The organism is Streptomyces avicenniae (assembly GCF_000719135.1).
GTDB classification, from domain to species: domain Bacteria; phylum Actinomycetota; class Actinomycetes; order Streptomycetales; family Streptomycetaceae; genus Streptomyces; species Streptomyces avicenniae.
This window is the reverse complement of record NZ_JOEK01000009.1, coordinates 239,790-252,102: the sequence shown is the minus strand read 5'-3', so window position 1 is coordinate 252,102 and position 12,313 is coordinate 239,790. Positions and strand designations below refer to the sequence as shown.

The 12,313-nt window shown below is 72.5% G+C and carries 13 protein-coding genes and 1 pseudogene; 7 read left to right on the top strand and 7 right to left on the bottom strand.

Annotation, left to right across the window (positions count from 1 at the left end):
- The first annotated feature begins 106 nt into the window (after positions 1–106).
- Together IF27_RS16155 and IF27_RS30345 are read left to right on the top strand one after the other, a co-directional pair.
- Positions 107–1,999 (top strand): discoidin domain-containing protein, encoded by a 1,893-nt coding sequence (locus IF27_RS16155; protein ID WP_052850290.1) that lies wholly within the window; start codon positions 107–109, stop codon positions 1,997–1,999.
- Between the two features lie 347 nt (positions 2,000–2,346).
- Positions 2,347–2,469, top strand: a pseudogene (locus IF27_RS30345) (FAD-binding protein); the annotation flags it as partial.
- Between the two features lie 141 nt (positions 2,470–2,610).
- Here the strand turns inward: IF27_RS30345 and IF27_RS16150 are convergent.
- Positions 2,611–3,138 carry a DUF6879 family protein gene (locus tag IF27_RS16150; RefSeq protein ID WP_052850289.1) on the bottom strand — a complete coding sequence of 176 codons (528 nt, stop codon included), beginning with the start codon at positions 3,136–3,138 and terminating at the stop codon, positions 2,611–2,613.
- A gap of 304 nt (positions 3,139–3,442) precedes the next feature.
- On the opposite strand from IF27_RS16150, the gene IF27_RS16145 reads away from it, so the two are divergent.
- The 5 genes from IF27_RS16145 (at position 3,443) to IF27_RS16130 (ending at position 6,294) form a co-directional block, all read left to right on the top strand.
- Positions 3,443–4,657 carry a helix-turn-helix domain-containing protein gene (locus IF27_RS16145; RefSeq protein ID WP_052850652.1) on the top strand — a complete coding sequence of 405 codons (1,215 nt, stop codon included), beginning with the start codon at positions 3,443–3,445 and terminating at the stop codon, positions 4,655–4,657.
- A gap of 342 nt (positions 4,658–4,999) precedes the next feature.
- Positions 5,000–5,368: a hypothetical protein gene (locus tag IF27_RS16140; protein ID WP_052850288.1), complete on the top strand. Its 369-nt coding sequence runs from the start codon at positions 5,000–5,002 to the stop codon at positions 5,366–5,368.
- The gene (locus tag IF27_RS31125) at positions 5,349–5,504 is read left to right on the top strand and encodes a hypothetical protein (RefSeq protein ID WP_190232982.1); all 156 of its coding nucleotides are present in this window, start codon (positions 5,349–5,351) and stop codon (positions 5,502–5,504) included. The genes IF27_RS16140 and IF27_RS31125 overlap by 20 nt, the downstream gene beginning before the upstream one ends.
- A complete protein-coding gene (locus IF27_RS16135) occupies positions 5,501–5,905 on the top strand; it encodes a hypothetical protein (RefSeq protein WP_052850287.1) in 405 nt (134 codons plus the stop codon). Before IF27_RS31125 ends, IF27_RS16135 begins: the two co-directional genes overlap by 4 nt.
- Complete coding sequence (locus tag IF27_RS16130) at positions 5,902–6,294, top strand: hypothetical protein (RefSeq protein ID WP_052850286.1); 393 nt, start codon at positions 5,902–5,904, stop codon at positions 6,292–6,294. The genes IF27_RS16135 and IF27_RS16130 overlap by 4 nt, the downstream gene beginning before the upstream one ends.
- A 238-nt stretch (positions 6,295–6,532) precedes the next feature.
- Here IF27_RS16130 and gndA read toward each other — a convergent pair whose 3' ends face one another.
- From gndA to IF27_RS16100, 6 genes are all read right to left on the bottom strand, one after another.
- On the bottom strand, positions 6,533–7,972 hold the full coding sequence (gene gndA, locus IF27_RS16125; RefSeq protein ID WP_052850285.1) for an NADP-dependent phosphogluconate dehydrogenase: 1,440 nt from the start codon (positions 7,970–7,972) through the stop codon (positions 6,533–6,535).
- Between the two features lie 92 nt (positions 7,973–8,064).
- Positions 8,065–8,895 carry an aldo/keto reductase gene (locus IF27_RS16120; RefSeq protein ID WP_052850284.1) on the bottom strand — a complete coding sequence of 277 codons (831 nt, stop codon included), beginning with the start codon at positions 8,893–8,895 and terminating at the stop codon, positions 8,065–8,067.
- Between the two features lie 160 nt (positions 8,896–9,055).
- Positions 9,056–9,436, bottom strand: a complete 381-nt coding sequence (locus IF27_RS16115) for a MerR family transcriptional regulator (protein WP_052850283.1) — start codon at positions 9,434–9,436, stop codon at positions 9,056–9,058.
- 41 nt (positions 9,437–9,477) lie between these two features.
- The gene (locus tag IF27_RS16110; protein ID WP_052850282.1) at positions 9,478–10,128 is read right to left on the bottom strand and encodes a nucleoside/nucleotide kinase family protein; all 651 of its coding nucleotides are present in this window, start codon (positions 10,126–10,128) and stop codon (positions 9,478–9,480) included.
- Positions 10,129–10,164: 36 nt separating this feature from the next.
- Positions 10,165–10,875, bottom strand: a complete 711-nt coding sequence (locus IF27_RS16105) for an N-acetyltransferase (protein WP_190232981.1) — start codon at positions 10,873–10,875, stop codon at positions 10,165–10,167.
- Positions 10,876–11,046: 171 nt separating this feature from the next.
- On the bottom strand, positions 11,047–12,312 hold the full coding sequence (locus IF27_RS16100) for a cytochrome P450 family protein (protein ID WP_052850280.1): 1,266 nt from the start codon (positions 12,310–12,312) through the stop codon (positions 11,047–11,049).
- Position 12,313 lies beyond the last annotated feature (1 nt).

Here is a 12,313-nt window from a genome sequence, read left to right as displayed (position 1 = left end):
TCGTGACCATCACAGGTATCTGAGAGCGCTCTCACTTTCTTCGCGAGGCGTTTGACGAAGGGTCACCACCTTCCCTGCATCACCCCATGAGCAGAAGTGGAGCGTCATGTTCCGCAGTCGGATACGTGCACGCAGCAGGATCCTCGCCCTCGGCGTGGCCCTCCTGTTCATCGTCACCGGAGTCAGCAACACCGCCGCCGCCGACCCCACGGGTGGGGTCGGGGCGGCGGCCTGGAACAGCGACCTGGCCGCCTCGTCCGCCGCCATCAGCCCCACCCGCGTCACCTCCTCGGGCGCGGAGAACGCCGAGTACGCGGCCAGCCGGGCCTTCGACGGCAACGGCACCACCCGCTGGTCGAGCAACTTCGCGGACAACGCCTGGGTCGCGATCGACCTCGGCTCGACCTTCCGCATCACCGAGGTCCGCCTCGCCTGGGAGGCCGCCTTCGGCCGCCGCTACGCCCTGGAGGTCTCCTCCGACGGCACCAACTGGCGTTCGTTCTTCACCGAGAACGCCGGTACCGGCGGCAACATCACCGCCCGCACCTACCCGCAGGAAGTCACCGGCCGCTACGTCCGGCTGCGCGGTATCGAGCGTGCGACCCCCTGGGGCTACTCGCTCTTCTCCTTCGAGGTCTACGGCGGCGTGACCGCCCCGGCCTCCACCACGACCACCAACCTGGCCCTGAACCACCCGGCCTACGGCGACCTCTACCAGGACGCCGCGCACTCCCCGGCCTACGTCACCGACGGCGGCTACCCGGCGAACCTGCGGGACGACGTCAGCCGCTGGGCCAGCGACTGGAACGCCAACCGCTGGGTCGGCGTGGACCTGGGCGCCACCTCGCGCATCACGTCCGTCGATCTGTACTGGCAGGCCGCGTACGCCGTGGACTACCGCATCCAGGTCTCGGACGACAACCGCAACTGGCGTACGGTGTGGCAGCCTTCGGCCTCCGAGGTCGCCGCGCGGCGCGCCAACATCCAGGGCCCGGGCGAGGCCGTGGGCCGCCACGACACCGTCACCCTGAGCACCCCGGCCAATGCCCGGTACATCAGGATGCTCGGCGTCGAGCGCCGCTCCTTCTACAACCCGGCGCCGTCCACCGCCCAGTTCGGTTACTCGCTCTACGAGTTCCAGGTCTGGGGCACGGGCGGCAGCGGCTCGGTGCAGTACGCCCCGCTGCCCGCGGAGTCGAACGGCACCTACCGCACCACGTTCCTCGACGACTTCAACGGCACCGCCATCGACCGCAACAAGTGGCGCGTCGTCACCACCGGTTCCACCATGAACTCGGTGAACGGCGAGTCGCAGGCGTACGTGGACTCCCCGCAGAACGTCCAGGTCGCCGGTGGCACCCTGCGGCTGCGCGCCAACTACTGCGTCCGCTGCACCACGGCCCCCAACGGCGCGGTGTACGACTTCTCCTCGGGCCGCGTGGACACGAACACCAAGTACGACTTCACCTACGGCCGTGTGAGTGCCCGTATCAGGATGCCTGTCGGCGACGGCTTCTGGCCCGCCTTCTGGCTGCTGGGCAGCAACGTGGACGACCCGAACGTGTCCTGGCCCGGCAGTGGTGAGATCGACATCATGGAGAACATCGGCTACGCCAACTGGACCAGCGCCGGTATCCACGGCCCCGGTTACTCGGCCGACGGCAACATCGGCGCCTCCCAGACCTTCCCGGCGGGGCAGTCCATCGACCAGTGGCACAACTACAGCGTCGAGTGGACCCCGACGGCCCAGCGCTTCTACGTGGACGACCGTCTGGTCCACGAGCTGACGCGCCAGAAGGTCGAGGCGACGCGCGGCGAGTGGGTCTTCGACAGCAACCAGTACGTCATCCTCAACCTGGCGCTCGGCGGCGCCTACCCCGGTGGGTACAACGGCGTCACCAGCCCGTACTGGGGTCTGCCGCAGTCCAGCGTGGACCGCATCGCCGCCGGTGGCGTCCAGGCCGAGGTGGACTGGGTCAGGGTCGAGCAGAAGTCCTGACCCGCCGCCACGGCGGCGCGTTCCGGCGGCCTGACCCGACCGCCTGATCCCGCCGCCTCGCACCACCCAGGTACGGCCGGGTGACCGGACCGCCCCGTCCGTGCGGCTCACTCCGCACGGACGGCCGGTCACCCGGCCAGCACCACCGCACCACCGCACCACCGCGACGCCGGTCCCGAGCCGTCAGCCGTGCCTCGGGACCGGCGCCCGCACACGCGGCCCGGTCTCCCCACGCAGGAGACCGGGCCGCCGCACTGCCCACCCGCCCCCCTCGCCGCGCAGTCTCCGGCCGGAACCCGTTGCCGAGCGCGGCCCCCGGACGGCACCAGGTCGCTAGGGTTGGAGTCATGACCGCGGTCGGGCGCGTCGTCGTTGTCGGAGCTGGGGTGGCGGGACTGACCACCGCCGTTGTTCTCGCCGAGGCGGGCATCCCGGTGCGTGTGATCGCCGAACAGGTGCCTGGCGTCACTCGCGGACGCTGCCCCGGCCTCGGTGATCGTCAACTGCGCCGGTCTGGGCGCACGCGAGCTGGCGCGGGACCCCGGCCTTCACCCCATTCGCGGCCAGCACGGAGGACGACGGCGACGTGGGCATGCGCGGTCGGGCTCCTGCTACTGGATCTTGTACTCGTCGTGCGGGGTGGCGCGGCTCCAGACGGATTCGAAGGCCGCGGAGCAGAGCGCCGCGGCGGCGACGTCGTTCGTGATGTCCTCGCCCGTCCACTCTCCTGTGCCCGAGAAGTGGTTCCAGTGGACCCATTCCTCGTCGAAGAGCCAGAAGTCGTTGCCCGGCAGGGCGATGTCGGAGGCGTGGCGGCGCGGGAGCCACCGGACCTGTTCACCGGCGGCCACGTTGGTGAACGTCCCGGAGTGCTCGAACCGGATGTACTCGCTGACCGGTTCGGACACGATTCGCGCCCGGCGCATCACCACCCCGCGCGACACGGTTGCCGACACCAGGTCGAGCCATGGGCGCCACCACGAGTCCCGGTCCGCCGGGTCGTGGCGGAAACCGTTCCGCCAGGCGGCGAAGGCTCCCTCCTCGTAGTCCACTGCGTAGGAGTCTCGCATTTCCAAGTGCACGGCGGATCGGGAGCAGTTCCCGATCAGCTCATCGAAGCTGGGAACGCTCGACGGCATTGCACGCCTCCCTGACCAGATGAATCATTCGTGCAGGAATACGGACCACGGCTTCATTGTCCGGGATGCCGACGCCGTGTCCGGGGTGCGAGCAGATCACGGTGACGCCTCGATGGTTCGGTCAGCTGTGCCAGGTGTCGAGCAGGTCGCTGACCAGCGAGGTTTCCCCAGTGGGGTCGCGGACGTGCTGGACGCGTTCCTCAGCATGTCGTCGCTCCGGGGTGACGCGGTCCGGAGGGGGCCGTGGATCGACCGACCTATGCTGGTGAGTGACAACCAAAGAGCACAGGCGGTGGATTCTCGAATGGACGAGAACGACCTCACGGGGCGGCGTGTCCGCAGGGCACGGGCCGATCTGAATCTGACGCAGGAACAGCTCGCCGAGCGCGCGGGCTGTCACGTCAACGTGGTGAAGAAGATCGAGGCCGGTGGGGCGGCGCGCATCGACACGTATCACGCGCTCGCCCGCGCTCTCGGCCTGCGCACCTCCCAATTGTTCGAGTCCCCGGGGCTCGGCGCGGATCTCCACGCCGACGACCGGGCCATGGCGCTCATGGCTCTGCGTCAAGCCGTCGCACCAGCCGTCGGACTGACAGGTCTGCCCCGGACGGACGTGGACGAGTCACTGAGCCTGCCGCACCTCCGCCATGCGGCCCGAGAGCTGGCCGCGGCCTACTACCGTGACGACTACGTCGAGCTGGGCCGGATGCTGCCGCCCGTCGTCATGGGCGCCCACCACGCCGTCTCCGTGCTGGGGGTCGAGGCCGCCGGACTGCGGGCCGACGTTATGCTCATGGCTGGGCGGTACCTCACCCAGGTGCGCGCCTACGACCTGGCACACATCGCGTTGCGCGAGGCCGTTCGCGAGGCCGCCCGTGCCGGTGACCAGACGCGTGCCGCCGCGGGCGTCTACCTTCAGGGGTGGATGCTGCTGCGCCAGGGGCGGCTGGACGAGACCGAGAGGCTGTCGGTCGAGACGGCGGACGCGGTCGAACCGCGTCTCTCCCGCGCGACGCGCACGGAGCTGGGCGTGTGGGGGCGGCTGCTGCTGAGGGGATCGGCGGCTGCGGCGCGGAACAACCGCCCACAGGAGGCTCGTTCGCTGCTGCGTGCGGCCCGGACCGCCGCGCTCGCTCTGGGCGGCCGGACGGCGACGGAGCCGAACAGCTGGGGCCGGTTCGACGTGGGAAGCGTCGCGATGCAGGCGATCGAGAACTACGCGGTCAACCGGCAACCTGCCCGGGTGCTGGGGCTGTCACGACGGCTGCCGACCACACTCACGGCCGCGCTGACGTCGAACACACGGAATCGGCACGTGCTCGACGTCGCGCAGGCGCACACGCAGCTCCGCCAAGGGGACGAGGCTCTGCGGCTGTTGGGAGGGCTACGGGACGTGACCCCCGGATGGCTGCGGCATCAAGGGCTGGCGCGCGATGTGTTCCGGGCCGCACGGGCGTCGCGACGGCGCCCACTGACCGGCGCTCAGCGCGAGTTGGGCGAGTTCCTACGGGTGCCATGACGTACGCCGCACATCTGCCGCCGACCGGCCGCCCTCTGTGACGGGCGGCCCGGTCGTTCGAAGGGGTGGAATCGGGGTGCTCCGCCATCCCGACGCGGGTGTTCCCATCGCCGCCGGACGAACGCATCGACCAGGTCGGCACAACGCGAATCCCGCCACTTGGTCGGCTCCTCCACGGGTGGAGGATCTGCGCGACGACACGGGCTTCATCAAGGGCGACGTACCCGTTGCGTGTACCTGGGCTCCTCCGGGAGGGCCGACAGCCGATCGCGCTCCGCGTCTGTAACGTGACATGCGCTCTCCGTAGCGTCGTGGTGACCGTCTTCCCTCGGAGGAGTTGCCATGGCGACGACCGCCCGCCTGTTCCTGCCTTGCTGGATGCCCACCAGGCGAGTGCACATAAGGCCGCTCGGTGAGGACTTCGATGCGGTGCGTGTGCCGACGTTCCAGGGGTTGTACGTCCTGCCGCGCTTGGCGTTGACCGGCTTGTCCGGGCCGGTGGTCGAGGACCCCGTTCATCGCGTGCTCCACTGGTTGGTCCCGGCCGGTGCCGCCGGGGCGCGCTGGTGGCCGGTTGGAGCCGTGCCCCTCGGACGCGGCTACTCCCTCGCGATCCCGCCCGCCGACCGCGTGGCCGGGCCGTGGGACGGGGACGCCGACGGTGAGGTGCGGTGGTTGGTGATTCCGCCGTATGCCTGCGCCCCGCCGTGACCCGAACCCGCACATCACCGTCATCACCGGCCTGGAAGGGCCGCTGCCCCGGCCCGTCTGGCGGGGGACACCGGCCACGGACGCCGAGGCCGAGGCCGGGTCGGGGGAGACGCCGGACGGGGGTGACGGGTCGTGATCGCGGACGTGCGGTGCATGTACTGCGGTGCGACCGCCGGGGAGTTGGTGACCGTCGCGGAGATCCCGACAGGGGACGGGACCGGCCGCTGGACGTCGTACGCCTGCCGCCCCTGCCGGATCGGTGGGCGCCTCGTGCCGTTCCTCGCGCACCCGTCCGGGTCCCGTGGTGGCCTGCACTACTGGCCCGCCGTTGTTCCCTACGAACTGGTCGCGCGGCTCGCGGATCTGGGTGACGCGCCCCAGCTGCGGCCCATCACGGACCGGCTGTTCCCCGCCGTCGCCGCCACCGCGTCGCGTGTGGTGGCAGGCCGGGACCGTGGCGCCGCGACCGCAGCCGTGCACGCCGCCGTCATCGACCTGCGGGCCGCGGCCGACATGACGACGGGCGAACTGCCGTGACCGGCCTTTCCGCCTCGCGCCTCTTCCCCGGCGGCGGCGGACCCGACGACACGACGGCGGCCAAGGAGTGGGCGCGGAGCACGCTCGACGCCCATGGCCTGTCCACCGCGTGGCCCGTCGCGGACGCCATGATCACCGCCACCAGGACCCGGCGGCCGTGGTGGCTGAGCCTGCGCGCCGACGACACGGCCGCCGTCGTCGTGCAGATCCTCCGCGCACGGGCCCACCACACACCACGGCTGCCGGACCCGATACCCGGGCTCGCAAAGGGCGTTGACCACACCTACGCCACCGCCCGCACACCGGACGGCCTGTGCGTATGGGCCACGGTCGGCGCCGCAGCCGAGGCGGTCCGGCCCAGGTCCGCCGACGAGAGGTGGACGAGATGAGCCCGGAGCGCAGCGGGGACAGGCCGGAGGAACCGGTGGAGTGGGTCGATCCGCGGTACGCCGACCTGGTCGAGGCGTTCGACCTGCGGCGACGCGAACACCCGCGCCGGGACGGCGCGTCACCCCGGTTCTTCCTGTTCGAGCTGCCCGACCGCCCGCCTGACCGGCGGCCCCGTGGACGTACGTCGGCCCCGCCCCTGCCCCTTCCGGGACAGGGACGGGACCGGCGTGCGGTGCGTCAGTCCTGCTGCTCGCTGCGGTCGCCGCCCCACAGGGTGTGGTACGAGCCCTCACGGTCGGTGCGCTCGTACGTGTGCGCGCCGAAGAAGTCGCGCTGGCCCTGCACCAGCGCCGCGGGCAGTCGCTCGGCCCGCAGCGCGTCGTAGTACGCGAGCGCCGACGAGATGCCGGGCACGGGGACGCCCAGCTCCGTCGCCTGCGCGACCACGTGACGCCACGGGTTCTGCGCCGCGCCCAGCGCCTCCGCGAAGCCCGGGTCGGCCAGCAGCGTCACCGGCGCGCCGCCGCCCTCGTGGTAGGCCGCCCTGATCTGGTCGAGGAAGCGGGCCCGGATGATGCAGCCGCCGCGCCAGATCTTCGCGACCGTGCCCCGGTCGATGTCCCAGCCGTACTCGGCGCTGCCCGCCTCGATGAGGTCCCAGCCCTGCGCGTACGCGACGATCTTCGAGGCGTACAGCGCCTCTTCGACGTTGCGCGCGAAGCGCTCCGCGTCGTCCGGGTGCAGCTTCGGGCGTGACGGGCCCGGCAGTGCCCGCGCCGCCTCGCGCAGTTCCGCGTGGCCCGACAGCGAGCGCGAGAACGTCGCCTCGGCGATGCCCGTCACCGGGACGCCGAGGTCGAGCGCCGTCTGCACGGTCCAGCGGCCGGTGCCCTTCTGCTCGGCCCGGTCGGCGACGATGTCCACGAACGGCTTGCCGGTCGCCGCGTCCGTGTGCGCCAGCACCTCGGCCGTGATCTCGATGAGGTACGAGTCGAGGCGCCCGGTGTTCCAGCCGCGGAAGATCTCGGCGATCCGCGCCGGTTCGTACCCGGCGATCAGGCGCAGCAGGTCGTACGCCTCCGCGATCAGCTGCATGTCGGCGTACTCGATGCCGTTGTGCACCATCTTGACGAAGTGCCCGGCGCCGTCGGGGCCGATGTGCGCGCAGCACGGCTCGCCGTCCACCTCGGCGGCGATGCTCTCCAGCAGCGGCCCGAGCGCCTTGTACGACTCCTCCGAGCCGCCCGGCATGATGCTCGGCCCGTTGAGGGCGCCCTCCTCGCCGCCCGAGATGCCGCAGCCGACGAAGTGCAGGCCGCGCTCGCGCAGGGCGGCCTCGCGGCGGCGGGTGTCGGCGTAGTGCGCGTTGCCGCCGTCCATGATCATGTCGCCCGGCTCCAGCAGCGGTGCGAACTCGTCGATCACGGCGTCCGTGGGCGCCCCGGCCTTCACCATGACGACCAGGCGCCGCGGCCGTTCCAGGGAGGCGACGAACTCCTCGGCCGACTCGGAGGCGATGAAGTCGCCCTCGTCGCCGAACTGTTCGACCAGCTCTCTGGTCCGCTTCGCCGTCCTGTTGTGCACCGCGACCGTGTGGCCGTGCCGCGCGAGGTTGCGCGCGAGGTTGCGCCCCATCACCGCGAGTCCTGTGACCCCGATCTGAGCCTGCCGCCCCATGTCTTCAACTCCTTGTTCCGGTAGGTGCCGGACGTCGTGTCCGGCGCTTTCGCCGCGTCGGTGACCGGGGCGCGCGCCTGCCCCGGGCACCGTCAGAACTCTTCGTGCGTGTCCGGGTCCCCGCCCAGCCGACGGTGCGGCCGGTCGGAGACCGCGGCCAGTTCGCCGTCGTCCAGCCCGAAGCCGAAGACGTCGAAATTCTCGCGGCGCCGCGCCTCGTTCCCCGACTTGGGGATGGGCACGGCGCCCAGTTCCACGTGCCAGCGCAGGATGACCTGCGCCGGGCTCACCCCGTGGGTCCGCGCGATGTCGCCGATCACGGGGTCGCCCAGCAGGTCGCTGCCCCGGCCGAGCGGGCTCCAACTCTGCGTGACGATGCCGCGTTCGGCGTGGAACGCGCGCAACTCCTCCTGGGGGAACAGCGGATGCATCTCGATCTGGTTGACGGCGGGCAGTACGCCGGTCTCCCGCTCCAGGCGCAGGATGTGCTCAGGCGTGAAGTTGGAGACGCCGATCGAGCGGACGGTCCCCGCCTCGCGCAGCTCGATCATCGCCCGCCAGGAGTCCACGTACTTGTCGATCCTGGGGAGCGGCCAGTGGATGAGGTAGAGGTCCACCTGCTCCACGTCCAGCCGCGCGCGGGACTCGGCGAACGAGGCCAGGGTCTCGTCGTGGCCCTGGTGCCGACCCGGCAGCTTCGTCGTGACGGTGAACGCCGCGCGGGGCAGCCGGGAGGCGGCCAGCCCCCTGCCGACCCCCGTCTCGTTCCCGTAGTTCACGGCCGTGTCGATCAGCCGGTAGCCGTCGGCGAGTGCGCCCGCGACGGCGGGTTCGGCCTGCGCGTCGTCCAGCGGATAGGTGCCGAAGCCGAGGGCCGGCAGGGTGTGTGAGTCGTTGAGGGTGTGGATGGGGGCGGACGCCACGGCTCCTCCTCGATCGGTGATGTGCCTGACCGGGTCATTTCCGGATCAAACTCGATCATGTTCGGCCAGCGTAACGCGCCCGCCGTCCCCCACGGGGTGCTTTCCCCGCACGCCTCGCGGAAGTCCTCCCTGACCTGACGCCCCACCGGTCACGGCGCCGTCAGCCCGCCACGCCCGGCGGCGCGAGGCGGCGTACCTCGGCCAGGTAGGCGGTGATCGCGTCCCGGTTGCGCTCCAGGCAGGCGACCCGCTCCGTCATCCGGTCGCGCTCGCCCTCCAGCGTGGCGAGCATCTCCGGCGTCGCGTCGGTGAAGTGGATGACGCGCGGCTTGTCCAGGCAGGGCAGGATCTGGCGGATGATGCGCGTCGGCAGCCCCGCGTCGAGCAGCCCCCGGATCTGGAGCACGCGGTCCACGAACCGCTCGTCGTACTCCCGGTAGCCGTTCGGCGCGCGCTCGGCCGCGATGAGCCGCTGCTCCTCGTAGTACCGCAGCAGTCGCCGCGGCGTCCCCGTCCGCTCGGACAGCTCCCCGATGCGCACGTTCCCACCCCGCTCCCTCACACGCGTGTCAAGGATGGAGGCTACACGGTCCCGCCCCCTGGCCGGGGGAGACCGCTCACCACCCGGTCGCAGCGCGCGCGGGAGCGCTCGACGAGGTCGGCGTTCGGGCGGTCGTTCGCGTCGATCCAGGCGCGGGCCGCCGCGTGGGCGCGGCCGTGGCCGGTGTGCCGCAGCATCAGGCGCTCGTCCCGCAGGCCGGTCGGCGCGTCCACGTACCAGACCGCCGTCATCAGCGCCCGCGCCTCGCGCCAGCCGGGCAGGTCGCACGCCAGGTAGTTGCCCTCCGTCACGACCAGCCGCGCGGCGGCGGGCACCCGGTGGCGCGCGGCGACCGGCTCGTCCAGCGCGCGGTCGAAGTCCGGCACGTACACGTCCCGCCCGCCGCCGCCGTCCGCCCCGTCCGCCAGCAGACGGCGCAGCAGCGCCTCGTACCCCCACACGTCGAAGCTCGGCTCCGAGCCCTTCCGGTCGCGCAGGCCCAGGCGGTCGAGCTGGCCGTTCGACAGGTGGAAGCCGTCCAGCGGGACGTACGCCGCCACCGGTCCGAGCGCCGCCGCCAGGGCGCGCGCCAGCGTGGACTTCCCGGCGCCGGGCGGGCCCGCGAGCCCCAGCACCGCACGGCCGCGCGCGGGCACCAACGCCCGCGCGGCGGCGATCACTTCAGCGGTCATTCCAGGAGCGTAGGCCATCCCCGCGCCGTGCCCCGGTCACGGACGGTACGGGACGCCGCCGGGCCGTTCCACCGCCTGCCACAGCCGCGCCGACTGCGGATCGGTGCCGACCGCGCCCTCGTGCGCCACCTGGTACTCCTCCAGGTACGTCCGCAGCAGCGCCCCGCTGACGGTGTCGGGCGCGCTGCCCGCGAACGACGGGTCGGCGTGCAGCACCACCAGCAGCATGTCCGGCACCCGGCGGCGGCCCTCGCCCATCGCGGGCTGGAAATAAGGCAGTTCGAGCACCCGCGCGCCGTGCCGCAGGTAGAAGCGCAGCCGCGCCGCCGGGTCGCCGTGCGCCGCGCTGCCGTCGTGCCGCTCGGGATCGGCGACCTCGGCGAGGACGAGGCACGGCTCGAACGCCGCGCCCCACGCCGCGACCGCCGCGTCGAGCAGCGGCCCGCCGAGGCCGGAGCCGCGCCGCCCCTGCCGTACGGCGAGCCAGGTGAGCAGCATGATGCGGTGCCCAGGGTCGTACGTGCCGACCGCGGCGGCCAGCGGGGTGCCCGCGCCGTCGTCACGCCACAGGACGGTGATCCGCCCGGCGGCGACCCCCTCGGCCAGCTCGCCGGGCGGCGACAGCTCGTCGTCGTCGAACGAGGGCCGCAGGATCTCGTCGTAGATGCGGTCGAGTTCGGGCCCAGGGCCGTGCAGTACCCGGATCTCCGCCGCGTCCGTCACCCTGCCGCCCTCTCGCCTCGTCACCCCGTCGGTACGTCACCGTCAGGCACCCTACCGAGGGGGCCGGGCGGAAGGCCCGGATTGCGCCGTATGCCCGGCCGTGGCGCCGCGCCGGGCGCCGGGAACGCCGCCGCCCGGCGGGTCCGGCGTCGGCCGGTCCGTCGGGCGGGGTACGTGTGGGGGGCGGCGTCGCGGTTACGCGGTGGCCGGAGGGCCGAGGCGGACGGGGACCCGCTCGTGGCCGTTGGAGATGAGGCTGGGCAGCGGGCGCAGCTCGTCGGCGCCGACGGCGAGCCCGATGCCGGGGAAACGGGTGAACAGCGCGGACAGGGCGATCCGCGCCTCGATGCGGGCGAGTTCGGCGCCCAGGCACAGGTGCGCGCCGTGGCCGAAGGACAGGTGCTCGCCCGAGGTGGCGCGGCCGACGACGAACGCGGCGGCGTCCTGCCCGTGGACGCCGGGGTCACGCCCGGCGGCGGCGTAGTTGATCGCCAGGGCCTCGCCCCGGGCGAAGGTCAGGCCGCTCGCCTCGTCGTGGACGTCGCGGACGGCGAAGCGCAGCAGGATCGTCGCGATCGGCGCCTGGTGGCGCAGCGCCTCCTCCACGACCTGGTCCCAGCCCGCCTCGCCCGAGGTGGCCTTCGCGAGCTGCTCGGGGTTGCGCATGAGGTTGACGGCGGCGTGGTCGAGGAGGTTGACGGTCGTCTCGTGCCCGGCGCCGATGAGGAGCATGAGGCTGTCGGCGAGCTCCTGGTCGGTCAGCTCGCCCTCGGCGTGCGAGGCGACCAGCGCGGACGTCACGTCGTCGCCCGGCTCGGCGCGCTTGAGGGCGATCAGCTCGGTGATGAGCCCGTAGACCGCGACCGGGGCCGCCGCCGCCTCCTCGGGCGGCAGGTCCGTGGCGAAGAGGCCGCCGATCGCGTCGCGGAAGCCGTCGTGCAGCTCCTCGGGCACGCCCAGCACGGCGTTGACGACGAGCAGCGGCAGGCGCCACGCGAAGTGGGCCCGCAGGTCCACGGCCTCGCCGGGGGCGGCGGCGTGGAGTGCGTCGAGTTCGTCGAGGAGGGTGTGGGTGATCTCCTCGATCCGCGGGGCCATCGCCCGGACACGGCGCGGGCTGAAGGCGGACGCCAGCGGGCGGCGCAGGCGGCGGTGCTCGGAGCCGTACGCCGACAGGGCGTTGCGCACATCGACCCAGATGCGCAGCGGCCAGTCCTCGGGTATCTCCTTGTCGATGTACGCGGGCCAGTGCTGGTGGGCGTCCTTGGAGATGTCGGGGTGGGTCAGCAGGCGGCGAATGAGGTGCGGGTCCGTGACCGACCAGGCGGGGATGCCGCCGGGGAGCACGACGCGGGCGGCCGGGCCGAGGGCGCGCAGGGCGTCGGCCTCGCCGTGGATGTCGGCGGCGGCGCCGTCGAGGTGGTAGGGGCAACCTGCGGTGGAGGGCTTGGCTGTGGTCATC

Bases quoted from the DNA above. Each gene is read 5' to 3' on its own strand.
- IF27_RS16155 (WP_052850290.1), top strand. From the start codon at position 107: ATGTTCCGCAGTCGGATACGTGCACGCAGCAGGATCCTCGCCCTCGGC.
- IF27_RS16150 (WP_052850289.1), bottom strand. From the start codon at position 3,138: ATGCCGTCGAGCGTTCCCAGCTTCGATGAGCTGATCGGGAACTGCTCC.
- IF27_RS16145 (WP_052850652.1), top strand. From the start codon at position 3,443: ATGGACGAGAACGACCTCACGGGGCGGCGTGTCCGCAGGGCACGGGCC.
- IF27_RS16140 (WP_052850288.1), top strand. From the start codon at position 5,000: ATGGCGACGACCGCCCGCCTGTTCCTGCCTTGCTGGATGCCCACCAGG.
- IF27_RS31125 (WP_190232982.1), top strand. From the start codon at position 5,349: ATGCCTGCGCCCCGCCGTGACCCGAACCCGCACATCACCGTCATCACC.
- gndA (WP_052850285.1), bottom strand. From the start codon at position 7,972: ATGGGGCGGCAGGCTCAGATCGGGGTCACAGGACTCGCGGTGATGGGG.
- IF27_RS16110 (WP_052850282.1), bottom strand. From the start codon at position 10,128: ATGACCGCTGAAGTGATCGCCGCCGCGCGGGCGTTGGTGCCCGCGCGC.
- IF27_RS16100 (WP_052850280.1), bottom strand. From the start codon at position 12,312: ATGACCACAGCCAAGCCCTCCACCGCAGGTTGCCCCTACCACCTCGAC.